Here is a 26,421-nt window from a genome sequence, read left to right as displayed (position 1 = left end):
CAAAAGGGAAGAGTGAGAGGAGGGCGGTGTTAAGCTATGCATTACCGGTAAACACACCCCTCCACCCCTCTAAAGAGGGGAACCGCATAGGCCTTTCCGCGTCTAAAATTTCTATGTCCCGTTAGGGACTACCTGTTTGTAGCAATTAAACAAGCCATATTTTGTGCCCCGTTAGGGGTTACCCTTTACCAACTTGCCGAGCCATGCAAAACTGGGGTTGCACCTACGGCGCACAAATATTGTGGGGCTAATTTCTACAAACAGGTAACCCCTAACGGGGTAATTGTGATGTTCAATTATCCTAAAGCCACTACCAATGATCTCTCTAAAATACATCAAAACCTTCGCCCTCGCATTGCTATGCCTTTGCATAACCATCCAAACGCAAGCTCAAAAGAAACCACGATTCCGCGTTATCGCTTTTTACACCGCCAAAAACGATCAGGCACACATCAGCTTTGTGCACGAATCCAATAAATGGTTTCCGCAAATGGCTGCCAAATATGGCTTTGCCTACGATTCTACCAGCAACTGGAGCAACCTGAACGAGGCCTACCTGGCCAAATACAAAGTAGTTCTGTTTTTAGATACCCGCCCCGAAGCGCCGGAGCAGCGTGCCGCATTCGAGAAATATATGAAGAACGGCGGCGGATGGATGGGTTTCCATTTTTCAGCATTTGCGCTTACACCCTCGGATTTTAATGCCGATTGGGATTGGTACCACAACGAGTTTTTAGGCTCGGGCCAGTATGGCAGCAATACCTGGCGGCCAACATCGGCCATATTGCGGGTGGAAGACCGCTCGCACCCGGCTACCAAAAACCTTCCCGAAACTTTCAAGGCATCGCCAAATGAATGGTACCGCTGGGAGAAAGACCTGCGCCAAAACCCGGATATCAAGATACTGGCCTCTATCGATTCCACAAGTTTCCCCCTTGGCACCGGCCCCAAATCGCATGAGATATGGCACAGCGGCTACTACCCCGTAGTATGGACTAACAAAAATTACAAAATGATATACCTCAACATGGGGCATAACGATATCGACTACGAAGGCAAAACTAACCGCGACTTGTCGCACACGCTGGGCAACCCTACCGAAGATAAACTTATATTGGATGCTTTGGAGTGGTTGGGTACCGGAAAAAAGCTCGCCAATAAATAAAAATAAGCTTGCGATTAAGGCGAATTATACCATTTGATGCCGCCTTATAAAACTTACTGATAATTAGTGTTTTGTAATAAAGTATGCTTGTTGTTAAAGCGTATCAAAATTTATGCAATAAACTAATTATCAGTATTTTATGAAATTTTATCTTGTTTTAATTCAACAAAGTTTGATAGATTTGGTTTTCCGTTGACAACGGTGCTAACCAATTATAAACCCTAATGATGAAACAAGTACTCTTTTTAGCGGGATGCGTGTGCTTTTCGGCCGGCGTTTTGGCGCAATCGGCAAAGCCCAAAATGCTTTATTCGGCCGCCAATAAAACGGTGAAGGTATATGTTACCGAAAAAGGCTCGGACAAACGCCTTGCACCCGCGGGTACTTTAACCTTTACAGATAACCCGCAGCCACCCGAAACCGAAACGCTGGTATTTGTAGACCCCACCAAAACTTTCCAAACCATGCTGGGCATTGGCGGCGCGCTTACAGATGCCGTTGCCGAAACCTTTTATAAACTCCCGAAAGATAAACAGAAAGAATTTTTAGCCGCTTATTATGATAAGAATATAGGCATAGGCTACACACTGGCCCGTACCAATATCCAAAGCTGCGATTTCAGCAGCGGTAGCTACAGCTATGTAAGCGATAACAGTAAGGACTTGCATACCTTCGATATAGGCCACGATAGAAAATACCGCATCCCCTTTATTAAAGAAGCTACAAAAGCTGCAGGCGGCAAGCTAACCATGTTCGTTTCGCCCTGGAGCCCCCCGGCTTTCATGAAAGATAATAACGATGTGCTGCATGGTGGCAAACTCAAAAACGAATACGCACAAAGTTGGGCCAATTTCTACGTGAAGTTTATCAAAGCTTACGAAAAGGAAGGCATCCCGGTGTGGGGCCTATCGGTACAGAACGAGCCTATGGCTACCCAAACCTGGGAGAGCTGTAAATACACCGCCGAAGAAGAGCGCGATTTTGTAAAGAACTACCTCGGGCCAACTTTGGCTAAAGGCGGTATGTCCGCAAAAAAACTCATTGTTTGGGACCATAACCGCGACCTACTTTACCAACGCGCCAGCACTATTTTAGAAGATCCCGCCGCCGCCAAATACATTTGGGGCATTGGTTTCCACTGGTACGAGACTTGGACTGGCGCCGGCCAAAATTTTGAGAATACCCGCTTAACGCATGCGACCTTCCCCGATAAGAATTTGATCTTTACCGAAGGCTGTGTAGAGAAATTCGATTTTAACCGCCTTGGCGATTGGGCACTGGGCGAGCGCTACGGCCTATCTATGATGAACGATTTTAACGCCGGCACCGTTGGCTGGACCGACTGGAACATCCTGCTCGACGAAAAAGGCGGTCCTAACCACGTGGGTAACTTCTGCTTCGCACCGGTACATGCCGATACCCGCACTGGCGAACTGATCTATACCAATTCGTACTACTACATGGGGCATTTCTCCAAGTTCATCCACCCTGGTGCAAAACGTATAGCCAGCGCTGCCAGCCGGGATAAACTGCTTTCGACCGCCTACATTAACCCCGACGGTAAACTGGCCGTAGTGGTGATGAACCGCACCGACGAAAAGATAGATTACAGCCTGTGGATAAAAGGCAAAGCCGCCAAAACCACCGCCGAACCGCATTCAATAGCTACGCTCATCGTGCAATAATTTTTTAATATACTAATCAACTAAATCTCTCTCAAATTAGGGCCCGGATAATTTCGGTGCCCTTTTTTTATTTTGGAGGTGATGGTTGTGTGGCTATTTAACCACGGAGTTCACAGAGGCTACACGGAGGTTCGCGGAGGGCCTGTCCTGCGATAACTTAATTACGCAAAGTCGCTAACAAGCAAAAAAACACTATTATCTCTTTAGCCAATTTACAAAGCTCTGTGTATCTCCGCGTAACCTCCGCGCCCTCTGCGGTTGAATCGCCGCTAACCTTCGCCAAAGTATTCTATATTTGCTATTAACCAATCCTCCACCCATGAAACTCTTAAAATGTTTCCTGTTAGCATCTCTATTTTTTATAGCGATCAGTTCGTCGGCTCAAACCAAACGCCTCACGTATTGCAACCCGCTCAACCTCGATTATGGCTACACGCCTTTCGAAAATTTTGCGGCCTGGGGCAAGCACCGCGCTACTGCCGATCCTACCATGACCTTTTTTAAAGGTAATTACTACCTCTTCAGCACCAACCAGTTCGGCTATTGGTGGGCCCCGGATATGCTGCACTGGACCTTCGTTCCCCGCAAATTCGTCCGCCCCTACAACCAGGTAGCCGGCGATGAACTTTGCGCACCGGCTACGTTGGTTTTGGGCGATACCCTGCTGGTCATCGGCTCTACCTACAATAAAGATTTTACCCTGTGGATGAGTACCGACCCTACCCACGATACCTGGAAGGCCGCCAAAGATTACTTTAAAGTAGGAGCCTGGGACCCCGGCATGTTCGCCGATGACGATGGGCGCGTGTACATTTACCATGGCAGCAGCAACACTCTGCCGCTATACGGGCAGGAGATAGACCGTAAAACCTTCGAACCTATTGGTCCTAAAAAGGAGATGATAAAGCTGAACTGGGAACAGCACGGCTGGGAACGCTTTGGCGAGAACAACGACAACGTTTTCCTGACGGGATTTATGGAAGGTAGCTGGATGAACAAGCATAACGGCAAATACTACCTGCAATACGGCGCACCGGGCACCGAGGGCAAAGGCTATGGCGATGGCGTTTACGTGGGCGATAAACCGCTCGGCCCCTTCAAATACCAAAGCCATAACCCCTTCAGTTATAAACCGGGCGGCTTTGCCAAAGGTGCGGGGCATGGTGCTACCTGGGCCGATAAGTATGGCAATTACTGGCACATCAGCACGATGGTGGTGGATGTGAAGAATAACTTCGAGCGCCGTATCGGCTTTTGGCCGGCGGGTTTTGATAATGACGGTATCCTGTACACCAACACGGCCTATGGTGATTACCCGCACTATTTATCATCGGGCAAGGAAGACCACCTGAAAAGTAATTTCACGGGTTGGATGCTGCTGAATTATAATAAGCCCGTGCAGGTATCATCAACCCTTGGTGCTTATGTGCCTAATTTAGCGGTTGATGAGGATATAAAAACCTACTGGAGCGCCAAAACCGGCAACAAAGGCGAGTGGATGCAAACCGATCTGGGCGAGGTAAGCACCGTACGTGCCATTCAACTTAACTATGCCGATCAGGATGCCACTTTTATGGGGAAATCGAAAGGCGTATATCACCAATACCTCATCACCTCGTCGGTAGATGGCAAAACCTGGAAACCACTGGTAGACAAACGCCAAAATAAAACCGATGTACCGCACGATTATGTGGAATTGAAAACTCCTGCCAAAGCGCGTTACCTCAAAATAACCAATTACCGCATGCCAACGGGCAAGTTCGCTTTATCGGGTTTCCGCGTATTTGGTAAAGGTGCGGGTGCTGCGCCCGATACTGTGCGCAACCTCATTGTATTGCGCGGTAAAGAAGAAAACCGCAACTCATGGCTCCGCTGGCGACAAACCGACGGTGCCGTTGGCTACACCATTTACATGGGCGTAGCGCCGGACAAGCTGTACAACAACATTATGGTTTACAATGTAAACGAATACTACTTTAATGGGATGGAAAAAGGCGTGCCGTACTATTTCCAGATAGAGGCCTTTAACGAGAACGGGGTGAGTAAAAGGACGAAGGTGATAAAGGTGGAGTAAGAAGTATGCCTTACATAACCCTATGTCATTTCGATCGAGCAGCGGGGAGGAAATGAGCCGGGGGCGAGAGAGAAATCTTCGAAACTGAAGTATTACCGTAATGTATTACGTAAATGCAATTCCCGCAAGACATTATAATCTAAGAGGTAAACATGAAAATAATAATGTGGATATTAGGAATTGTTGCACCCTATATAGTTGCGTTCGGGCTGGATACGATGTTTTCGGGGTTGGAGCGTAGTGTGTCGGGGAACTTTACGTTTATCGCTTTATTAGCGGGTAAGGATTTTTTGATATTCTTCGCAGTGGTATTACTGAGTTGTATAATTATTCCCGCGCCAAAAAAATATGCTGCCGCAGCTTCCTGCATTTTAAACATGGTTATCATTCTCGGAATAATTATTATTGTTTATGGGGTATTTCCGGAAGGACACTCCAAACCGGCACCTGCGGTAATATTTGCTGATGCGATGGGTTCGGTTGCAGGACTCATTACCGGAGCATTTGCAGGCTATAAACTGTTTCAAAACAATGGATGGGAGCCTGAAGAGTTGGATATTACGGCAAAAGCCATCTGAACAATATTAACTCCCCCGTGTTAAATTACAGCTATGCACAAACTATACCTGCCCATCCTTTTTGTTTTCTTCGGCGTTACAGCCTTTGCGCAAACGCCCGATAGCCTGCTGAAACCATCGCCTGTAAAAACTATCAGCAACGCGGAATACGATGCTTTGCTTAAAGGGCGCGACCAATACCACATGAGCCTGGTTGCCGATTTGAATGGTTACCCATCGGCACAAAAGGCGCTTAAATACAAAAAGGAATTGGACCTGAGCCCCACGCAAACTGCAGCCCTTACCAAAATAAATACCGAATTACAGCGGAAAAAGGTAGAGATGGGAGGCTTTATAGTAAAGAACGAAGCCAAGCTGGACGAACTTTTTCAGTCGAAAAAACTGACGGAGGGAGACATATTGTTTTTCGGTAACCGAAGCGGTTTATACTACGGAGAGCTCAGGAACGCCATTTTAATGGCCGCCTATAACACCTACAAGCAGCTTGCACCTTCACAAATTAGCAAGCTTAAGGCCTTCAAAAACGAATAATTAACAATATGCCGTTTGATTTTTTTAATTTAGCGGCTCAATAATTTGTATGAAGATTTCATTTGATTTTGAAAAACCACTGGCCGAGCTTCAGGGGCAGATAGAAAAAGTGCAGCAGGTTGAAGAAAAAAACAACCTGGACATGAGCGCTACCATTGCCGAACTGGAAGCAAAAATGGAGGCCACCAAAAAAGAAATATACAGCAACCTTACCGGCTGGCAAAAGGTGCAGATATCGCGCCACCCCGAGCGCCCATATACTTTACAGTACCTGGAGCTGATGTGCGACGATTTTATCGAAATGCACGGCGATCGTACCGTAGGCGATGATAAAGCAATTATAGGCGGCTTTGGTACTTTGAACGGGCAAACGGTAATGTTCATTGGCCACCAAAAAGGCCGCAATACCAAAGAGCGCCAGTACCGCAACTTTGGTATGGCTAACCCCGAGGGCTACCGCAAAGCTTTAAGGCTAATGAAAATGGCCGAGAAGTTTGGCAAACCCATCGTAACCCTGATAGACACCCCGGGAGCATTCCCCGGCCTGGAAGCCGAAGAGCGTGGACAGGGCGAGGCTATTGCCCGCAACCTGTTAGAGATGGCAGTATTAAAAGTACCGGTTATCTGCGTCATCATTGGCGAAGGTGCATCGGGCGGTGCGTTGGGTATTGGCATTGGCGATAAGGTAATGATGCTTGATAATAGCTGGTACTCGGTTATTTCGCCCGAGAACTGCTCTACCATCCTTTTCAAAACCTGGGAGCAAAAAGAGCGCGCAGCAGAAATGCTGAAGCTTACCTCTACCGAAATGTTGAAGAACAAACTGATTGACGGTGTGATAAAAGAACCGCTTGGCGGCGCTCACCAGGACCCTGTTGCTATGGCAGCCACCCTGAAAAAACAACTGCTGAAAGACCTGAAAGCTTTAGGCGAACGCAATATTGATGAACTGGTTGCCGAGCGCATCGATAAGTTTTGCAACATGGGCGTAGTACTGGAGGATTAAATTTTAGAATCAAGAGTTAAGAGACAAGAATCAAGATAGAAGAGCAGCCGTGAGGCTGCTTTTTTGTTTGACAACCTCCCCGATGTCATTTCGAACCCTGAAGCGCTGGCAATGGGTGCGAGTGGGTGAGAAATCTTCGGTACAACGCAAAGCAACAACGCAAAGCAACAACGCAAAGCGGTCATGCAAAGTCTGCCTGTCGCTCGTATAAGTTCTCTCCCCGCCCCCTTGTACGATGACCGCGCCGCTCGTTCGAGATGGCATCGTGGTTAGGGTAGGGAGTTGTGCTTTCTTCTACTTCTTCTCCAACTCCTCAATAACCGTTTTCGCGCCGCCGTTGGTTGGATCGAGTTGCAGTGAGCGTTTGTAGTTTAATAGTGCCTTTGCTTTGTCGCCTTTGTTGTAATAGGCCTCGCCCAGGCTATCGTATACATTGCCGGAGTTGGGGAATAAGGTGATGTTATATTCGAAAACCACTATTGCTGCATCTATGTTTTTATCGCCCATAAGCGAGTAGCCAATTTCGTTAAGTGTGCTTTCGTTATCAAATGCGTATAGCTGCGGTTTGGTAGCTTTTAGGTTATGGTAAAAGGAAAGCACTTTTTCGCCGCTCAGGGTATCGAGTTGTTTCTGGAAATCGGCCAAAATAGAGCGTTTGGGCTGGCTGTAAGGTTTACCGTCGAGGATGTTTTCGATGGCAGCATCAATATCGAAAACGCTGTTTTGCTTGTTATTGGTCATGAGAATGACTGTGCGGGCTTTGGAAGAGTTACCTACTAACAGTGCCTGGTAATTGAGGCTTACACCGTCGTGCTTATGGAAAACCAGCTTACCGCCTTCCATGGTACCGCCACCCAAACCACACTGCCTGCCGGGCGCAAAAGGGGTAACCAAAACCTGCGTTGATGCGGGGCTGATGAGTTTGAAATTCTCCAGCGCCTGTTCCCATTTATAAAAGTCTTCCAACGTTACGGCTACCCAACCGGTTATAGGGTACACCAACGAGCCTTGCTTACCTTCGTTGGTGTAGGATTTTGCCATTAGCGGCGTGTTATCGTCCGGGTCAACAATGGCGGTTTTCATACCTGCGGGTGCTAACAATTTTTCTTCCACAAACTTATTGAAGGGCATGCCGCTTAACTTTTCGAGGATGCGGCGCTGCAGAAAAACGTTGTTGTTATTGTAATTGTATTTGCTGCCCGGTTCAAAATCCAGCTGTTGAAGTTTCATCAGGTCGGCCATGTTATCGGCATCGCCTTTTACGGTTTTCCATTTTACATCGGGTATGCCACTGGTGTATTGCAGCAGGTTTTTGATGCGCACTTTGGCGGCCCATGCAGGTAGTTCGGGCAGGAATTTAGATACTTTATCATCAAGGCTTAACTTGCCTTGTTCCTGCAGCATCATAATGCCTACTGCGTTAAATTCTTTGGCTATGGAGCCGATATGGAAACGGTATTTATCGGTAAGGGGTGCCGTTTTAGCAGCATCGGTGTACCCGATGCATTTTTTATAAACCACTTTGCCGCCATCAACCACTAAAATATTCCCGCTGAACAAGCCGAGGCGGTTAGTGCGCTGTATCATACTATCGATGGTAACAGCTTTGTTTTGCCCAAACAATGTGCCCGTAATAAACAGGCAAGCGAACAGTAGGGAGGTGGCAGCGTATTTCTTCATCAGGTAGTTGTTGTACCATTAAGACGAGGGGGCTGCTGTATTGTTACGCCCTGCCGCGCAACAAAAAAGCCCCCGCGGTATGCGAGGCTTGTATAGCGGGAAAAGATTTGGCCCACGATCCATGTCATTTCGATGAGCAGCGGGCAGGCGGGAGCGGGAGGGCGAAGAGAAATCTTTGGTACAATGCAAAGCAACTATGCAAAGCCCGCCTATCGCTCGTATAAGTTCTCTCCTCGCCCCTGCGCACGCAGCCTACGCCGCTCGTTCGAGATGACATAGCGGTTAGGAGGGGGCAACAAAAAAGCCTCGCGCTAGGCGAGGCTCTGATAAGATTTGACAACTTTCTAAAAGTTGTCAAATCTGCACGGTCTGTTTTACTGTCCCTGCGGCTGATTCATTAAGGCACCAAACTTGCCGCTATAATCTTTCAACTGTGCCGCAGTTTTATCGGCCCAGGCTTTTTGATTGTAGTTTTTAGTAAGGCCCTCTAAGCCGTTTAGTAAGGATAGCGAAAGTTGTACGCCGCGACTATCTACCTGGCTATCGTCTTTTTGGTAAACTGTGTAGTTGAAGCTAAGCTGATCGGTTACGTAGTTGTAAACGGTTGACACCAGTTTGTTGCCCAGCGCGCTATCGCCAACTTCGTAGGCGCTTTGTGCCAGGTAATATTTACGTATGGCCAACTCCGGCGAAAGTATCTTCTCCGGCAGGTTGTCCTGGTATTTTTTCAGGGCGTTTTTAGCTAAGTCGGTATGGCCTTCTTTTACCAAGGCATCGGCCAGGCTCGAGAACATGCGCGTAATAACCGGATAGAACAAGGTAGTTGATGTATTATCCAGGTTTTTGGCAGTCTTCATTTGGCCGTACCTGAATTTGTTTACCACGTTATTATACATCACCAGTGTGTTGCTGGCTTCCAGCGGCTGCACGGTAGTATCAGGTTTTAAAGGCATCAGGCGGTAGCAAAAGCCTTCGTTGTACATGTATTTATCAAGGCCAAGCATGTTTTCGTTGCCGGCGGTTACCGTATAATAGATAGGGCGTTTCCAGTTGTTATGCACCAAAATATCCATAATGGCCAGGTTATCTTTAGTAACATAACGGCCGGGGTAGGTAAAGTCCATCTCGGTAGCAATACGATTGCGCATAGAAGCCGGCACCGCATTGTTTTTAATTACCTCGGCAGAATCTATCGTCATTTTAAAATTCTTGGTAGGCAGGTAGTTTGCGCTTTCGCCGTTCTCGTAGGTAACCTTTGCATCAGGTGCATCAGAAGTAATTACCGAGAAAACATCCTTCAATTCGGCAGCGCCCGGTATTTTGGCATCGTTATAATAAATAACATCGCGCACGCCTGCTTTAAACTGGTCGTTGCTCATGCTGATAGGCAATGGCTCCGAGTCGTTCATTTTTTGTTTCATCTGGCGGATGTACCAATCGGTACCCAGCAGGCTCAGGTTTACTATACGTACATCCGGGCGTACGCCTTCTACCTCCTGCAAATACCAAAGCGGGTAGGTATCGTTATCTGCAAAGCAGAATAAGATGGCATTTGGCGCACAGCTGTTGAGGTAGTTATACGCCATATCGTGCGGGGTAAGCTTGGTAGAGCGGTCGTGGTCGTCCCATTCCTGGTTGGCCATTAGTACCGGTGCTGCCAGTAAGCAAACTACGCTTGCTATAATAGCGCCTGTTTTGGCGTTCAGTTTTTTACTCAGGAACTCGGCTATCATCAGCACGCCTAAACCTATCCAAATAGCAAAAGCGTAGAACGAACCTGCATAAGCATAATCACGTTCGCGTGGTTGCAGTGGGTCCTGGTTAAGGTAAAGCACAATGGCCAAACCGGTGAAGAAGAACAGTACTACCACCACACCTGCATCGCGCTGGTTGCGTTTAAAGTGGTATATCAAGCCCAGCACGCCAATAATAAGCGGCAGGAAGAATAACCTGTTATACGAATTGCTTTCGGTAACCGAAGCAGGGAGGTTTTTGCCGAAATTTAAGCCACTTAACCAGCTACCGTCGATGGTATTGCTTTGCCCGTCGAGGTCATTAGCGCGGCCGGCAAAGTTCCACAGGAAGTAGCGGGTATACATTTGGCTCACCTGCCAGGTAGCAAAAAAGCCCAGGTTTGTAGCCATGGTAGGCTGATCTTGCGGGCCCAGTTTCATCCAGTCGCGATAGAACTCGGGGTGGTTAGCCTTTTGGCTAAACATGCGCGGGAACAGCGTGTTGCGATCGTATTTGGTGATCAGCTTTCTGCCGGCTTGTTCATATTTATCAGTGCCGCGGCGGTAAAGTATAGCGCCTTCGGTTTGGTCTTCCACTTTCGAATCGAAGAACTCGCCGTAAAGCAACGGGGTTTCGCCGTATTGGTCGCGGTTAAGGTAGCTATTCAGGGCAAAGGCATCTTCCGGGTCGCTGTTATTTAAGTTGGTACCTGCTTTAGCGCGGATAACGATCATGACGAATGAGCTGTAACCGAACAGGATGAACACTGCGCAAATAAGTATTCGGTTTAAGGCAACCGGTTTCTCGCGCACATGTATCACGTATTCCAGCACGCCCAGCACAACTGCGGCACCTACAATACCGGCAATGCCCGCACTTAAGGTTAAAGCAGCAACAAATGCCACTATAGCAATAATCATGAAAGCCTGGCTTTGGCTGATGGTGTAGTAAATACCGGCAGCAAGCGTAACGGCTACCAACAAGTAGAAGGCCAAGGCACCGCTGTTAAAGCTCATGCCCAGTGTGTTCACAAAAAACAGATCTGAGAAGGCTGCGCCTTTAACGGTGAACTGTATAACACCCCACAGGATGGCAGCCACAGTTATTACCCCTAAAACAAAGGCCCAGATAGTGCCCGGGGTAGTAACATTTTTGGCGCGTTTAAAGTAGATGATAAGCGCAATGGCAGGTATAACCAGCAAGTTGAGCAGGTGTATACCAATGGAGAGGCCCATTACATAGGCTATAAAAATGAGCCATTTATCAGAACGAGGCTCATCGGCATGTGCTTCCCATTTCAGGATGGCCCAGAAAACGATGGCGGTACAAAGCGATGACTGCGCGTACACTTCCGACTCTACCGCCGAGAACCAGAATGTATCCGAAAAAGTATAAGCCAGCGAACCAACCAAACCCGAACCGATGATGAGTATCAGGTTGGTGGCGCTTACTTCTTCGCCTGCTTTTACCAGCATCTTTTTAGCTAAGGCCGTAATAGTCCAGAACAAGAACATAATGGTTGCTGCACTGGCCACTGCCGATGACAGGTTGGTGAAGTAAGCTACCTTGTTACGGTCGCCCATTGATAATAGCGAGAATACTTTACCAATGATGGTAAACAGCGGTGCGCCGGGTTGGTGGGCCACCTGCAGGCGGTAAATACAGGCAATAAACTCGCCGCAATCCCAAAAACTGGTGCTTGGTTCGAGTGTTAAAGTGTAAGTAATGGCAGCTATAGCGAAGGCTGCCCAGCCAAAAATATTATTGTACTTGTTATAGTTCATAACTTACGGTGCTGCGTAAACAGGTTTTTGAAGTGTCGAAAGTAGTAAATTATTGGGCTATTTAAGATAAATGGGGGTATGATTAACACTTTTTAACGTATGGCAGGAGGGGTGTTTACAATAAAAAATACTTTTTTTCATTTTACTTTTGACTTTCCAAAAATCGTCCTATATTTGCATTCCTTTTCGGAGCGGATGACGCGACACAGGAGATTGCCTGATAGTATAATGGTAGTACGACGGTTTTTGGTACCGTTTGTCTTGGTTCGAATCCAGGTCGGGCAACAATAAAAATTCGGATTTCGGATTTTCAATTTCGGATCAGCCGTATTGAAAGTTAGGAATCCGAAGTTGTTTATATAGCTTGCTAAGTTTACCGGGTGCAGAGGAGGGGGCGTCCCAAGTCGAACATCCGACATCCAAAATCAAAAGATGCCATTACAGTTTAATACCATTAAGCTATTTGCAGGAACCGGTTCAAAAGAACTCTCTAAAAACATTGCAGCATCTTATGGCCAGGAACTTGGCGACGTGGTGCTGTCGCGTTTCAGCGATGGCGAGTTTCAACCCCACTTTAACGAATCGGTACGCGGATGCGATGTGTTTTTGATACAGAGCACCCACCAGCCTACTGATAACCTGATGGAACTGCTGATGATGATTGATGCAGCCCGCCGCGCATCTGCCCACTACATCATTGCGGTTATACCTTACTTCGGTTTGGCCAGGCAGGACAGAAAAGATAAACCACGTGTGGCCATTGGCTCTAAACTGGTTGCCAACCTGCTGGTAGCAGCAGGCATAAACCGTATCATGACTATGGACCTGCACGCTGCGCAGATACAAGCCTTTTTTGATGTGCCGGTAGATCATTTGGATGCCAGCATCATATTTGTGCCTTACATCAAAAGCCTTGGCTTAAAAGCGCTTACCATAGCATCACCTGATATGGGTGGTAGCTACAGGGCACGCAGCTTTGCCAAGTTCTTCAACGCAGAGGTGGTAATTTGCGATAAACGCCGTAAACGCGCCAACGAGATTGAGAGCATGACCATTATTGGTGATGTAACCGACCAGGATATTGTACTGATAGATGATATTTGCGATACGGCAGGCACGCTTGCAAAAGCTGCCGGCTTAATTATGGAGCGTGGTGCACGCAGCGTTCGCGCGGTTTGTACACACCCGGTACTATCGGGCAAGGCTTACGAAACTGTAGAAGCTTCGGCCTTAACAGAACTTATAGTAACCGATACCATACCGTTGAAGCATTCAAGCCCGAAAATAAAGGTATTGAGCACTGCCGACCTGTTTGCGAAAGCGATAAGCAACGTAAACGAACACGGCTCGATAAGCCAGTTGTTTAAGGTAGATTAATTTAGAAGTCCATAGTCTATGGTCGATAGTCCATAGCCGAAGGCATTGAAAGAGAATAAAAATATCCATACCATGTTGGTGTGGCTTTGAACAAATAAATAATAAAATGAAATCATTTGCTATTAGCGGTTCTCCAAGAGAGAACGTAGGGAAACGTGACGCGAAAGAGCTGCGCTACCAAGGCTTGGTACCTGCAGTACTTTACGGTGGTTCTACCCAGACCCACTTTTCGGTGTCCGCAGCTGATTTGAGGCACGTAGTTTACACTCCCGTTGTCCATTTCATCGACATTACTGTTGCTGGTGTTACTACACAAGCAATCATTAAAGACATGCAGTTCCACCCATTGACAGAACAGCTTATCCACATCGACTTTTTACAGTTAGATGCTGCTAAACCTGTTACTATCGAGATCCCTGTAAAATTAACAGGTACTTCTCCGGGTGTGAAAGTGGGTGGTAAATTGGTACAGAAACTGCGCAAACTGCGCGTTAAAGCTTTGCCTAAAGACCACTTAGACAACATCGAAGTAAGCATCGAAGCTTTGGAAGTTGGTAAATCAGTAAAAGTTAACGAGATCAAATTCCCTAACCTTACTATCACCAATGCACAGGAAGATACCATTGTATCGGTAACTACCTCACGTGCACTGCGCCAGGCAGAACAAGAAGCTGCTAAAGGTAAGTAATTGGATTTTTGAATTTCACCGATTATTAGGTGATTCCACCGATGAAAGAATGATAGCGATGGGTTTTAAACCCATCGCTATTTTTGTATAAATAAAAACAACTATTCACCACTCACCATTTACCACTCACACGCTCGTCATGAAATACTTAATAGTTGGTTTAGGAAATATAGGGCCGGAGTACGCCGATACACGCCATAATATAGGCTTTATGGTTTTGGATGAATATGCCAAGCAGGAAGGTGCAAAATTCCACAATATGCGCCTGGCCTATTATACCGAGGTGAATTACAAAAGCCGTACGCTGTATTTGATAAAGCCCACCACCTACATGAACCTGAGCGGCAAAGCCCTAAACCATTGGATGAAGGAGCTGAAAATACCCGTGGAGAATGTGCTGGTGATTGTTGATGATATTGCCCTCCCCTTAGGTACCCTGCGCCTTAAACCCAAAGGCAGCGCCGCCGGGCACAATGGCTTAAGACATATAGAAGCCACCCTGGGCAATAACGTGTATGCACGCCTGCGTTTTGGTGTTGGCGATAATTACCCCAAAGGCCGCCAGGTTGATTATGTATTGAGCGGTTTCGACAAGGAGGAACAACCCGAGTTGCCAGCACTTATCGACAGGTCGATAGAGATGGTGAAGAGCTTTTGCACCATCGGCTCGGAGTTGACCATGACGAAGTTTAATAAGTAATACTCTTTTATATTTACTTGGTAGTAAATTCTACCAGGCCCGATGTTGATGTATTACCCTTGCTATCGCGTGTTAGCACTTTCCAATAATATTTTATACCCGCGGTTACCGCAACATCGGTTACACTCTCTGTTGAAACATTCGCCTTTAGCAGCGCCGGTGCGTTTGTTGTGCCAAAATAAACATCGTAGCCGGCAATATCGTTGTCGGTATCGCTGCCTTTCCAGCTTAGCGTAATATTTCCGGAAGCGGGTACCGTAACCGATGCGCCACTGCCGGGCAATAAGTTGTCGGCAGGGAAAGGGGCGTATGCACTAATGCCTTCCCCTGCGTTATAAAATTTCCAGGTTTCGCTATCTGCCGTACCGGTTACCACACCCGATTTTGATGTAACATACCACGAATACGGGGTATTACGCTTAAGCGAGGCTGCCACTTGCACAGCCGTTGCCGAAAGCGTTTGGGTTTCGTTGGTAAGCAGGTTTTTAATTACAATAGCATAGCTATCGGCATTGGCAGCCGCGTTCCATTTTAGTGTAACGGTACTTTGGGTAGCCGAAGTAATATCGCCGGATATACAGGTAGAGTTTTGTGCCGGAAAAACCAATTGTGCAGCTACAGGCGCTTTTGGCGCGGGTGTAGGTTCTTCTCCTTTGTTGCCGCCGCAGCTTGCAAGGGCCAGTAAAAATAAAAAGGCAGTATAAGTTAGGTGCTTCATTGTTTTATAATTTTAAATACGGCGTTGGTTTGCCCCACGGTTAATGTTAAAATGTACACGCCTTTATTAAGGCCTGCCGTGTTTATTTCTATCGGTTCGCCGTTATTAACTTGTTTTTTGCTGTAAACACGCACCCCAAAGGCGTTGGTTATATCAACATTAATGTTGGTTTCGGTAGAGCCGCCCAAATCAATGCTCACCCTGTCGGTAAACGGATTTGGGTAAATGGTTACTTTGTTCAGGTTCACAATTTTTTCTATCACGCCCTGGCATGGTTTATCGCTATAAACCTTCAGCCTGTTGGTGCCGGTGGTTAAGGGCAGGTCTATCTGGGTGCTGCTGGTTTGGTAATGCTTGTCGTTAATATCGATGGTGTAGTTATCTGCCCCCGAAAGGTTGAGTGTTACGGTATGGGCGGCCGGGTTCACTACGGTGTATAGCGTTATATCTTTTGGTTCGGTAACATTGGCATCGTAGCATCGTTTATAGCCGGCATTGCCGGTTACACTTATACAAATGTTATAAACGCCGGCAGCCAGGTTAGCCACTTTTAACGAATCGGTGAAAGAGTAATCTTTTGTACCGCCCCCGGGACTAACCACGGTTGCTTTATAACTTAATGACTGCGCGGCTTTAACGGTAATGAAACCGTTGTTACTTCCTTTACAAGTAGCGCTGTTTACCAATATGCTAAAGTTGTCTTCGGGTAGTTTAAACTCTTTTATAACAACGTTTAGCGAAGCCGATTTTCGTTGCCCCAGTTTAGGGTTCGATTCTACTACGGTAACTGTGCCCATGCCCGGGCTATCCCAGCTCACCAATGCGTTGTTGGCATTGCTGGTTACCGATGTACTGTTAGTAGCCGCGAAGCTGTAAGTGTTGCCATTGTGTATAGTAGCAACATAGGCCACATTAGCAGATTTACTTTGTGCGGTATCGGGACCGGTTAAAACAGGGTCGGGCATGTCTTCAACTATCACATCAAGCGTACGGCCGGCTGCGTTACCGCAATCGTTATAAGGTAATACCTGCAGGCTGTGGGGCCCTTCGTTTTTCCATTCAACGGTTACCTTATCGTTTTGATATTCTACCTTTTGCGCGCCCGATACCAGCCATTGGTACTTTGTATTGTATACAGGCGGCACCGAGTAAATAAATTTGCCGCCGGTAGTTGCTACGGTATCGCCCGTAATATAGCCTGCGTTTACCGGGGGTAGTGGTGCACTATTGCTCAATAGCATGGTACCGGCTTCGCCTGTTATAAATAAATGCCCGTTGTTGTAGCTTAGGCCAAATATATTTTCCCAGGTTTCGTATATTTTATTCCATGTTAACCCTGCATCGGCAGATTCATAAATTTGCTGTACGCCACCGCTCCCGTTAGTATGTAACAAATAGGCATGTGTAGGGCTTATAAACTGGAAAGCATTAGTAGTAAACCTCATGTCTGTGTAAACAGGTGCCCATGTTTCTCCGCCATCAGTTGTACGGTAAAGTGCGCCGTTTGTGCCGCCACCCATGCCAATTTTGGCATCAAAAAAGCCGAAGGATATTAACAATTTATCCTGGCCTAAATCAAATTTCTTCCAGGTGCTGCCGCCATTTGAAGTTTTATACAGCACCGAACCTACACCGCTTACATAACCGGTTTGTTCGTCGGGAAAGCTTATGGAATTGATGTAGTTAAAACCGCTGGGCGTCAAAACAGCTTTCCAACTTTCTCCTCCGTCGGTAGTTTTATAAACCTTAGCGAACGTGTTGTAATAACCAATTTGGGGAGTTACGAAATAGATCCTCTGTATACCCGATGTGCTATCTCTGCTTACCTTTTTCCAGTTGCCCGCGCCATCAGTGGTTTTATACAGGTGATAGTAATCGGTATAGAAGCCAACGTTTTCGTTTATAAAATAGCCTTTTACTGAATTAACGTAAAAGTAGTTATAAGGTAGTTCTAAACTCTTCCAGGTAATACCACCGTCGGTAGTTTTGCGGCTATACCCGCCAATAACATATCCTACGCCCGATGCAAATAAGTGCCCCGAATTATAAGTTGTATTACTTGTTAATGAGCGCTCTTCCCAATCTGCAGAACCGTTTTTCAACATAATTACGCTGCCATGTTCGCCCGATGTTCCCCAGCCTGTTCCGTTGCCCACCAGGCAAAGTTTGTCGCCTGTTTTGTTTGCAGTTACGGCAAACAAAGCGCTGTAAGCGCGTATGCCGGTTTCTGCCGCCCAGGTTTTTCCGCCATCAGTTGTTTTATATAATGTTGATGAGTTGAAGCCCGTTAAAAAATACCCGGTGTTTGCGTTTACAAAGTAGAGCTGCCCGGCCTTGCCATCGGTATTAACATTGCTTATAACCGCCCAGGTTTTACCTGCATCGGTAGTTTGCATTACAGTGCCTGTGCTGTTGACAATATAGCCTGTGGTGTTGTTTACAAACGTAACCGCACGAAACAAAGTGGAGCTACCTGCAACTATCGTTTTAGTTTCCCAGGTTTTGCCGCCATCGGTAGTATGCTGTAATGAACCCTCGTTTCCGGCTACGAATCCATTATTTTCGTCGATAAACCAGCCATCGGTTAAAGCCTCGTACTGTGTGTAGCATTTTTGCCAACTGCGCCCGCCATCTGTTGTTTTGTAAATGCCGCTGCCAAACAAATAACCGGTAGTTGATGAAATAAAATGAAAGCTGGTAAAAAAGGGATAGCTTGTTGATGGGCTAACCAGCGGGAACCAATTTTCGCCCCCGTCTTCGGTTTTATACAACAAACTGCCCGAGGCTAAAATATAGCCTGTTTTGTTGTCGGTAAAACGTATGCGCATAAGGTCCGACGTAATACCCGTTTTTATGGCGCGCCAGTTTTTGCCGTCATCTTCCGAAACTAAAATTTTGCCTTGCTCGCCAACAGCAAATATGCGCGTACCAACATACACAGCGTCTCTTAATGCTATGGCCAAGTTTTCGTAAGGGAGTATGCAAGCAGCAGGGTTTGGCGCGGCCTGTGTATTGGTTACCTGTATGCTAAATACCTTTTCGGCAGCGTTTGCCTCGCTGCCGGCTTTTACCCTAATGGTATAAGTGCTTCTAACATCAAAGTTAAGTGCGGTAGCTAATTTAAGCTGCCCGCCTTCAATTTTAAAGCTGCCATTATCGGTATCTCCCGTGCCCGCAACAAGCTCAAAACCGGGCGGGGTGTTTAGGCCCGGCAGCGCAAAGGTGCCTATAGTTGTGTTTAGTGCAGCCGTTTCGCTAATTGTGTTTTGGTTTAACGTAAAACCCGGTATGCTGTCTGCAAAAGCTATTGATTTATAAAGGCCATCGGCAACGGCGCTGGCGTTTTTTGTCGCAGTGCCTACCGCAGTGCCCTGCAAATCATTTGTAAAGTTGGTTTGCCCGCTGTTATCGTTTGTTTTGATGATGAGTTTGCCGGTAAGCTCTTCGGGCTTAAGTGGCGAATAAAGGAGGTTAAATTTTGCTGTTTGCCCGGGCAGTAAAGTGCGCTCGGGCGTGCCGTTAACATAAAACGAGTTGCCGGCAACGCTTATGTCGGCAAAAACCAGTTCCTTATTACCCAGATTTTTTACCGATACAGCAGCTGATACAGTACTATCGGCCTTTGTGCTGAACCTGTAAGGAAGGCTATTGGAAAGCGGTTGATTATTTATGGATACCTGTATTTGTGCGGCGGGTGCATTGCTCCAAAGCGTGCTCGAAACGCCGTACTTACTATCCTGAAAATAAAGTTGGTTGCCACCGTCAATAAATTGCGAAGGCCACAGCGGCTGTTGTGCCTCGATGCCGCTTTTTGCGCCATCAAAATAACATAATTGATAGTTGCCGCTAAAATATAGCTTATCGTTAAACACAACAGATCTCACCTGGTTATATAGCGGGATGGTTGAAACCTGTTTTGTCCCGCCCGCTGTTCCGTCACTTGTCCAGAGCGTATGGTCTGTTACCGCAGAGAAGTAAACTTGGCCTTTGTAAGCAATGTAATTATCTGTTGCAGAACCGGAGATGTACCATTCATATGGTTTCGATACCAGTTTTACCGTTCCCTCTGCGGTACCGTTGCTCACCCACAGTGCATCGGCCGCGCCATTCTTGTCATCGTTAGTCCTGATGGAGAAGAAGAACTTGTTGCCCACAGCGGTAATGCCCGATATATTGTTATTGCCATCGGGGGCAGCGTTAAAAGCGCCAAGTTTCACCTGAACATTATCTGTTGGGTTTAATTTGTATAGGTTTACCTTATCATGCTGGCTATTCTCAGAGGTGAAAAATACCAATTCGTTATTTACATTGGTAAGGCCTTCAACCATACCACTACCATTGTGGTCGTCCGGAATTTGCTGCGTACCCGCCGTTGTGCCGTCGCTTTTCCAAAGGGTGCGCAAGTTTTGTGTAAAATAAAGAGTATTGCCCACTAAAATGGGTTGGGTTATGCCGGTATACAAGGCATCAAAAACTTTTACGGTGCCGGCGGTCGTGCCATCGGTTTTCCATAAACTAAATTGGTTACTATCTTCTGTAGCCGTAAAATACAATAGCCCCTTATATAATATATAATTATTGGGCATCGATCCGTCGTTGCCTGAGCGCTGGGTGTTTATATTTTTTAATAAAACGGTACCCGTTGCCGTACCATCTGTTTGCCAAAGTTCATAGCCATTTATCCCGTCGCTCCCCGAAAAGTAAACCTTGTTATTGTAGGCAAATATTTTACTTGGATACTCCGCGTCGATGTAAACGGTAATGGCTTTAACCAATGTAGTGGCACCGGTTGTGCCATCGGTTTTCCAGATGCCTCTTTTGCCATTAAGGTCTTCGCCCTGAAAGAAAGTAATGTTTCCAATTTTTGTGAATGTACCAATCGCGTTGAATTTTTTAACGAGGCTTTGTGCGTTTGCCCCCAAAAACAAGCCGAAGGCTGATAAGGCAATTAAAGCAAAGGCTTTTTTTAGCATATGGAGAAAGTGGTGATAAGGTTATGTCCTGTTTAGTCGTGCTAAAATAACAAATTGTGCAGCAGCAAACAAGCTCGCGGGCAATAAAGTACCCGCTGCTTAGCTTCGGAATTGAGTATAGCGATGGTAATATCTTTGTTACCTAATTTCTTAGTTAAATTTTGTTAAATAGGGTTTTGGCTTGCAACGGAAGCGTACCTTCGCGCGTCCTATACCAAAACTATTACATGAGAATACTTCTACTGGCCGCCTTTGCCGTTTTATTAACCTTTACCTCGTCAGCACAAACAAATCAGCCTGCTATCTCCATAAAAGGCATTGTTATAGATTCGGCAGTCAATAAGCCGCTCAGTTATGTAACCGTTGCTCTTACCGACCCAGCTACCAATGCCCCTGTGCGCAGTTCGTTAAGTAAGGATGATGGCTCGTTTGAGTTTATTAACCTGCCAGCGAAGGGCTATAAACTCTCGTTAATATCTGTAGGTTATAAAACAAAAGCTATCGACCTCAAAAACGGAGCCACCGTAAACCTTGGTAAATTACTGATGGCCCCATCAAGCGCTCAGTTAAAAGAAGTATCTATCGTTGCTGCAAAACCCTTGATGAAACAGGAAGTAGACCGCCTGAGCTATGATGTGCAGGCCGACCCTGAAAGTAAAACCCTTACCGCGTTGGATATGATACGCAAAGTACCCCTGCTATCGGTAGATGGGAACGATGCTATTAAACTTCGCGGTAGCGGTAATTATAAGATATTGCTGAATGGCAAGGAGTCGGCCATTATGGCACGTAACCCTTCGGATATTTTGAAAGCCATGCCGGGTGCAAACATTGTGAAGATAGAAGTGATAACCACGCCGCCGGCTAAATACGATGCCGAGGGTTTGGCGGGTATTATCAACATCATCACCAAGAAGAATGCCGACCAGGGCTATAACATTGGTATCAACGCTAACTATAACAGTACCTTTGGCGGGAGGGCCAATGCCAACTTCACTGTTAAACAGGGTAAATTTGGTTTGAGCGGTTTCACCGGTACCGGCAGCCGGCCCGAGCGTACTACCGCTTACTACAATCAAACCGATTTCCTGAAGGAGTCATCCTCCATCATTCAGAACGGTACGCGCTTTAATGGCGGTACTAATAACTATGTAAGTACCGAATTAAGTTTCGAGGCAGATACCCTTAACCTGTTCACCGGCTCGTTCAACTATTACAAAAACACCAACCGAACAGGCAGCGACCAGCTGACGCAACAAACCGATAAAGGCGTGGAAACTGATTTTAACAGTATAAACCGCGGCAATGGTAATTTTGAAGGAAAGGATTTTGGTATTAACTATCAACTGGGTTTTAAAGGCAATAAAGAGCAGTTGCTGACAGCATCGTACAAATTCAGTGATAACCGCAGTAATACCCGGAATATGGTAACACCCGGCAACGCTACCGACTACCGCCAGTTTAACAGCTCGGGTGCTAAAGAACACACTACGCAGTTAGATTATATACAACCCTTTAAAGTAATCACGCTGGAAGCAGGCGGAAAGCTCATTGCCCGAAATAACTTTAGTGATTTCCATACCGACCTGTACGATATCCCGAGCCAAACCTACATCCCCGATGCCTCGCAGGATAACGTTTTTGATTACCACCAGGATGTTTATAGCCTTTATAACTCGTACACCCTAAAATTCAGTAAGTGGACGGCCAAAGGCGGCGTACGTTATGAGCGTACCAATATCGACGCGAATTTTTCATCTACCCATACCAACCTCGACCAGAATTTTACCAACGTAGTGCCTTCGGTATCTATCCAGCGCAGCCTAAAAAGCAGCAGCCTTACTTTTGGTTTCACACAGCGTATACAGCGCCCGGGTATATTCCAGTTGAACCCATTTGTAGATAAAAGTAACCCCAACTACATCAATACCGGTAACCCCGCATTGCGCCCGGCCGTGAACAACAACTTCGAGTTGAGTTACGGCAACTTCGCCAAAGGTTCGCTCAATATCAGCGCGAGTTATTCGTTCGCCAACAATACCATACAGCAGTTGGCCAGCGTGAACAGCACCGTTACTACCACTACCTACGCTAACGTGGGCAAGAACAAACAACTGGGGCTCGACCTGAACACCAATTACCCCATCACCCCAAAATGGAACCTCAACATTAACGCCGAGATACTACGCGTATGGTTGGAGGGTTTTTACAGCAACCAGCTATTTAAAAACCGCGGTTACCAGGGCCACGTGTTTACCAACAGCAGCTACAAGTTTGATAATGGTTACCGCGTAGGCGTAAACGTTGGCTTTGATAGCCGTTATGTGTTGCTGCAAGGCACAGACAACTACTACCTGGGTTACGGTGCCAATGCCTCAAAAGAACTGTTTAATAAACGGGCGAACATATTTGTGTATACCAACGGGCCCTTCAAGCAATTCATCAAACTCGATTTTACTACCCGTACGCAGGACTTCATTGCATCATCCTATAACTACCAACTGTTCCGCGCTTTCGGTATCGGGTTCAATTACAAGTTCGGCAAGCTGAACAGCCAGTTGAAAAAGAACCAACGCGGTATTAATAACGATGATACCAGCGGGGGAGGGAGGAATTAAAACCATCTGTATCAAAATCATTACCTGATGTGTTAGTTAATTTAACATTCACGGTGCAACGGCCGCCGGGGAAGGGCGTCTTATAGTCAAAAATCAATATACATGAGATCACCTTTCCTTGCCATAATTCTGTGCTTGTTTTCTATTTCATCGTTCGCGCAAAACGCAACTACCATTACCGTAAAAGGTGTGGTGATAGATTCGGCTGTAAATAAGCCGCTGGGCTACGCCACCATTGCCATTACAGATGCTGCCACCAACGCCCCGGTAAAAAGTACCCTGAGTAAAGATGATGGAATTTTTGCTTTCAGCGGCTTGGCAGCGAAAGCCTATAAATTATCGCTGATATCGATGGGCTACCGGACTAAAACGGTAGATATAAAAGGCGACGCAAGTATCGACTTGGGTAAACTGATGCTCAGCCCAAGCAGCAAGCAACTTAACGAAGTGTCAATTACTGCCGCCAGGCCTTTAATGAAACAGGAGGTTGACCGCATTAGTTACGACGTACTGGCCGACCCGGAGAGCAAAGCTATTTCTGCTTTGGATATGATGCGCAAAGTACCTATGCTTTCGGTGGATGCCGAAGATAAGATACAGCTAAAGGGCAGTGGCAATTATAAAATACTGATAAACGGAAAGGAATCGGCATTGATGGCCAAAAGCCCGTCGGATGTACTGAAGGCCATGCCTGCCACCAATATAGAGAAGATAGAGGTGATCACCACGCCGCCGGCCAAGTATGATGCGGAGGGCCTTGCCGGTATTATCAATATCATCACTAAAAAGAATGGCGACCAGGGCTATAACGGCAGCATCAACTCGCGCATCAATAGCGTTTTCGGGCCGGCCATTAACTTGAATGGTACCATGAAGCAGGGGAAGTTTGGTTTGTCGCTGTTCGGCGGTATAGGTAGCAATGGCAGTAATACCAGTCCCGTTAAAACATCGCAAACATTTTTTGCGCAAAACACTACCATCACCCAGGATGGCGCGAGCCTTTTTAGCGGCGATTTTAAGTATGCCAATGCCGAGGCCAGTTACGAGATAGATTCGCTTAACCTGCTTACGGCATCGTATCAAATGTACCAGGGCAACTTCGATCAGGGAGGCAGCCAAATGTCGACGCAAACCAATGGTGCCGGCGTACTGATGCAGGGCTACAACCTGCAAAGCGCCAACACCAACAACGATAAAGGGATGGACCTGAGCCTGAACTACCAGCTGGGTTTTAAAGGCCATAAAGATGAGTTGCTTACCCTGAGCTATAAATATAGCTACGGCCCGGGCACAACCAATACCGATAACCTGTTTAGCAATCGTTTTAATTACCCCGAAAGCCTGCAACCCAACTACCGCCAGTATAACCAGGCGGGTAACCGCGAGCATACATTCCAGTTAGATTATGCCTATCCTGTAAAAAAAGTAAATATAGAGGCCGGTGCCAAAGCCATCCTGCGGAATAACTTCAGCGATTTCCGTAGAGAGGACCTTGACCCGTTGACCAATGAATATGTAGTTAACGATGCCCAAACTAACGTATTCAACTACCACCAGGATGTATACAGCTTTTATAACTTGTACCAGCTGAAATTTTCCAAATTTACGGCAAAGGCAGGAGCCAGGCTGGAGCGCACACAGGTGAACGCCGATTTTTCGGGCACGCCGTTAGATAAAGGGTATAACAACCTCATCCCATCCGTATCGGTACAGCGTAGTTTTAAAAGCAGCAGCCTTAGCCTTGGTTTTACGCAGCGCATACAACGCCCGGGTATTTACCAGCTTAACCCGTTCGTAGACCGTAGTAACCCCAGGTTCATCAATACCGGTAACCCCGAACTGCGCCCCGAACTGAATAACACCTTTGAACTTACTTATAGTAATTTTTCGCACGGCTCGGTCAATGCCAGTTTGAGCTATGCGTTCTCTAATAACTCTATTCAAAACGTAAGCAGCATCAGTATTGAGAACGCAGGCACCGCGCAACCGGATACTATAACCACAACCACTTTCCAAAACCTTGGCAGCAATAAAACTTTGGGGCTTAACCTCAATACCAACTACCAGCTCACCAAAAAGCTATCGTTCAACCTGAATGCCCGCGTGAGCCATGTTTGGTTAAGAGGTACCTATAACAGCCAGTTTTACGAGAACTCCGGCTTCACCGGCAATGGCTTTGCCAGTTTAGGTTACAAATTAGAGAGCGGTTACCGCTTTGGCTTAGATGCCGGCTTTTTTAGCGCCAATGTACGGTTGCAGGGGCGCAACGGCAGCGGCTATTTCTCGTCATTCGTTACCGGGAAGGAATTTTTTAAGAAGTCGCTTACGGTATCGGTAGTGGCCAATAATCCTTATTCGAAGTTCCGCATCTTCCGTACGTACACCCTCACACCCGACTTTGAACAATCGGGTGCCTATTACAGCCCATATCGTAGCTTTGCTATACGCCTTAATTATAAATTTGGCAAGCTGAACGCAAACATTAAAAAGAACCAGCGCGGTATTAATAACGACGATACGCAGGGGAAAAGCTCACCGGCGAATTAAGGCTGTTTGAATCAGAATTTTCAGAATTTGAGGATTTTCAGAATGAAGCCAGTCGCATTACCACAAGTAAGTCAACTTTAATTCTGTTCATTCTAAAATCCCGAAAATTCTGATTCAGACAATTATCTTTACCCCCATGAAAGTATACGGCATCACCAACTGCAACACGGTAAAAAAAGCGCTCGACTGGCTAAAGGCAAATAATGTAGCTTACGAATTTCAGGACTTTAAAAAGCTTGGCGTAAGCGCCGAGAAACTTGCCGAATGGGATGCCAAAGCAGGCTACGAAAAGTTCCTGAACAAACAAGGCCTTACCTGGAAACAGCTGGACCCTGAAGTGAAAGAAAGCATCAAAACCAAAGAAGATGCCCTTGCCCTGCTGCAGCAAAAAACCAGCATGATAAAACGCCCCGTGATAGAAAAGGACGGCTTTTTATTTTTTGGTTTTGATGAGGGAGTTTATAGTAAGGAGTTGTTGTAGGAAAGATCAAATTACCGCCCGGTCAAGTGTCCACACTTGACCGAAACAAATCTATCAGCGTCCACGCTGATCACAGTTAAAC

General features: G+C 46.5%; 16 protein-coding genes and 1 tRNA gene. 13 read left to right on the top strand and 4 right to left on the bottom strand.

Annotated elements, in window-relative coordinates; all coding sequences use genetic code 11:
• Positions 1 to 316 precede the first annotated feature (316 nt).
• The 6 genes from BC343_RS29650 to BC343_RS29625 all read left to right on the top strand — a co-directional run bounded on the left by BC343_RS29650 (position 317) and on the right by BC343_RS29625 (position 7,039).
• Complete coding sequence (locus BC343_RS29650) at positions 317 to 1,165, top strand: ThuA domain-containing protein (protein WP_078351444.1); 849 nt, start codon at positions 317 to 319, stop codon at positions 1,163 to 1,165.
• Between the two features lie 224 nt (positions 1,166 to 1,389).
• A complete protein-coding gene (locus tag BC343_RS29645) occupies positions 1,390 to 2,850 on the top strand; it encodes a glycoside hydrolase family 30 protein (protein WP_202909892.1) in 1,461 nt (486 codons plus the stop codon).
• 319 nt (positions 2,851 to 3,169) lie between these two features.
• Positions 3,170 to 4,924 carry a family 43 glycosylhydrolase gene (locus tag BC343_RS29640; RefSeq protein ID WP_078351442.1) on the top strand — a complete coding sequence of 585 codons (1,755 nt, stop codon included), beginning with the start codon at positions 3,170 to 3,172 and terminating at the stop codon, positions 4,922 to 4,924.
• A 152-nt stretch (positions 4,925 to 5,076) separates the two neighbouring features.
• Complete coding sequence (locus BC343_RS29635; protein WP_078351441.1) at positions 5,077 to 5,502, top strand: hypothetical protein; 426 nt, start codon at positions 5,077 to 5,079, stop codon at positions 5,500 to 5,502.
• A 33-nt stretch (positions 5,503 to 5,535) separates the two neighbouring features.
• Positions 5,536 to 6,033 (top strand): hypothetical protein, encoded by a 498-nt coding sequence (locus tag BC343_RS29630; protein WP_078351440.1) that lies wholly within the window; start codon positions 5,536 to 5,538, stop codon positions 6,031 to 6,033.
• 49 nt (positions 6,034 to 6,082) lie between these two features.
• The gene (locus BC343_RS29625; protein WP_078351439.1) at positions 6,083 to 7,039 is read left to right on the top strand and encodes an acetyl-CoA carboxylase carboxyltransferase subunit alpha; all 957 of its coding nucleotides are present in this window, start codon (positions 6,083 to 6,085) and stop codon (positions 7,037 to 7,039) included.
• A 294-nt stretch (positions 7,040 to 7,333) separates the two neighbouring features.
• On the opposite strand, the gene BC343_RS29620 is transcribed toward BC343_RS29625, so the two are convergent.
• Together BC343_RS29620 and BC343_RS29615 are read right to left on the bottom strand one after the other, a co-directional pair.
• Positions 7,334 to 8,719 (bottom strand): serine hydrolase, encoded by a 1,386-nt coding sequence (locus BC343_RS29620; RefSeq protein ID WP_078351438.1) that lies wholly within the window; start codon positions 8,717 to 8,719, stop codon positions 7,334 to 7,336.
• 374 nt (positions 8,720 to 9,093) lie between these two features.
• Positions 9,094 to 12,237, bottom strand: a complete 3,144-nt coding sequence (locus tag BC343_RS29615; protein WP_078351437.1) for a glycosyltransferase family 117 protein — start codon at positions 12,235 to 12,237, stop codon at positions 9,094 to 9,096.
• 214 nt (positions 12,238 to 12,451) lie between these two features.
• Between BC343_RS29615 and BC343_RS29610 the strand changes: the two genes are divergently transcribed.
• From BC343_RS29610 to pth, 4 genes are all read left to right on the top strand, one after another.
• Positions 12,452 to 12,522, top strand: a tRNA-Gln gene (locus BC343_RS29610).
• Between the two features lie 147 nt (positions 12,523 to 12,669).
• Positions 12,670 to 13,614 (top strand): ribose-phosphate pyrophosphokinase, encoded by a 945-nt coding sequence (locus BC343_RS29605; protein ID WP_078351436.1) that lies wholly within the window; start codon positions 12,670 to 12,672, stop codon positions 13,612 to 13,614.
• Between the two features lie 106 nt (positions 13,615 to 13,720).
• Positions 13,721 to 14,302 (top strand): 50S ribosomal protein L25/general stress protein Ctc, encoded by a 582-nt coding sequence (locus BC343_RS29600; protein WP_078351435.1) that lies wholly within the window; start codon positions 13,721 to 13,723, stop codon positions 14,300 to 14,302.
• Between the two features lie 139 nt (positions 14,303 to 14,441).
• On the top strand, positions 14,442 to 15,002 hold the full coding sequence (pth, locus tag BC343_RS29595; protein WP_078351434.1) for an aminoacyl-tRNA hydrolase: 561 nt from the start codon (positions 14,442 to 14,444) through the stop codon (positions 15,000 to 15,002).
• A 13-nt stretch (positions 15,003 to 15,015) separates the two neighbouring features.
• On the opposite strand, the gene BC343_RS29590 is transcribed toward pth, so the two are convergent.
• Entirely contained in the window at positions 15,016 to 15,720 is a 705-nt protein-coding gene (locus tag BC343_RS29590) for a fibronectin type III domain-containing protein (RefSeq protein WP_078351433.1), read from the bottom strand.
• Positions 15,717 to 20,693, bottom strand: coding sequence for a YCF48-related protein (locus tag BC343_RS29585; RefSeq protein WP_078351432.1), 4,977 nt, complete (start codon positions 20,691 to 20,693; stop codon positions 15,717 to 15,719). Before BC343_RS29585 ends, BC343_RS29590 begins: the two co-directional genes overlap by 4 nt.
• A 227-nt stretch (positions 20,694 to 20,920) precedes the next feature.
• Here BC343_RS29585 and BC343_RS29580 point away from each other — a divergent pair, with 227 nt between their 5' ends.
• The 3 genes from BC343_RS29580 to BC343_RS29570 all read left to right on the top strand — a co-directional run bounded on the left by BC343_RS29580 (position 20,921) and on the right by BC343_RS29570 (position 26,339).
• Positions 20,921 to 23,311: a TonB-dependent receptor domain-containing protein gene (locus BC343_RS29580; protein ID WP_078351431.1), complete on the top strand. Its 2,391-nt coding sequence runs from the start codon at positions 20,921 to 20,923 to the stop codon at positions 23,309 to 23,311.
• 102 nt (positions 23,312 to 23,413) lie between these two features.
• Complete coding sequence (locus BC343_RS29575) at positions 23,414 to 25,858, top strand: outer membrane beta-barrel protein (RefSeq protein WP_078351430.1); 2,445 nt, start codon at positions 23,414 to 23,416, stop codon at positions 25,856 to 25,858.
• Positions 25,859 to 25,994: 136 nt separating this feature from the next.
• Positions 25,995 to 26,339, top strand: coding sequence for a Spx/MgsR family RNA polymerase-binding regulatory protein (locus BC343_RS29570; protein ID WP_078351429.1), 345 nt, complete (start codon positions 25,995 to 25,997; stop codon positions 26,337 to 26,339).
• Positions 26,340 to 26,421 lie beyond the last annotated feature (82 nt).

The organism is Mucilaginibacter pedocola (assembly GCF_002013915.1).
In the GTDB taxonomy this organism is placed as follows: domain Bacteria; phylum Bacteroidota; class Bacteroidia; order Sphingobacteriales; family Sphingobacteriaceae; genus Mucilaginibacter; species Mucilaginibacter pedocola.
The sequence above is the reverse complement of the archived record's forward strand: the minus strand, read 5'-3'. Positions and strand labels throughout refer to the sequence as shown.

Coding starts and splice junctions, on each gene's coding strand:
- BC343_RS29575 (WP_078351430.1), top strand. CDS start 23,414: ATGAGATCACCTTTCCTTGCCATAATTCTGTGCTTGTTTTCTATTTCA.
- pth (WP_078351434.1), top strand. CDS start 14,442: ATGAAATACTTAATAGTTGGTTTAGGAAATATAGGGCCGGAGTACGCC.
- BC343_RS29590 (WP_078351433.1), bottom strand. CDS start 15,720: ATGAAGCACCTAACTTATACTGCCTTTTTATTTTTACTGGCCCTTGCA.
- BC343_RS29600 (WP_078351435.1), top strand. CDS start 13,721: ATGAAATCATTTGCTATTAGCGGTTCTCCAAGAGAGAACGTAGGGAAA.
- BC343_RS29580 (WP_078351431.1), top strand. CDS start 20,921: ATGAGAATACTTCTACTGGCCGCCTTTGCCGTTTTATTAACCTTTACC.
- BC343_RS29620 (WP_078351438.1), bottom strand. CDS start 8,719: ATGAAGAAATACGCTGCCACCTCCCTACTGTTCGCTTGCCTGTTTATT.
- BC343_RS29570 (WP_078351429.1), top strand. CDS start 25,995: ATGAAAGTATACGGCATCACCAACTGCAACACGGTAAAAAAAGCGCTC.
- BC343_RS29650 (WP_078351444.1), top strand. CDS start 317: ATGATCTCTCTAAAATACATCAAAACCTTCGCCCTCGCATTGCTATGC.
- BC343_RS29630 (WP_078351440.1), top strand. CDS start 5,536: ATGCACAAACTATACCTGCCCATCCTTTTTGTTTTCTTCGGCGTTACA.
- BC343_RS29605 (WP_078351436.1), top strand. CDS start 12,670: ATGCCATTACAGTTTAATACCATTAAGCTATTTGCAGGAACCGGTTCA.
- BC343_RS29635 (WP_078351441.1), top strand. CDS start 5,077: ATGAAAATAATAATGTGGATATTAGGAATTGTTGCACCCTATATAGTT.
- BC343_RS29585 (WP_078351432.1), bottom strand. CDS start 20,693: ATGCTAAAAAAAGCCTTTGCTTTAATTGCCTTATCAGCCTTCGGCTTG.
- BC343_RS29640 (WP_078351442.1), top strand. CDS start 3,170: ATGAAACTCTTAAAATGTTTCCTGTTAGCATCTCTATTTTTTATAGCG.
- BC343_RS29645 (WP_202909892.1), top strand. CDS start 1,390: ATGATGAAACAAGTACTCTTTTTAGCGGGATGCGTGTGCTTTTCGGCC.
- BC343_RS29625 (WP_078351439.1), top strand. CDS start 6,083: ATGAAGATTTCATTTGATTTTGAAAAACCACTGGCCGAGCTTCAGGGG.
- BC343_RS29615 (WP_078351437.1), bottom strand. CDS start 12,237: ATGAACTATAACAAGTACAATAATATTTTTGGCTGGGCAGCCTTCGCT.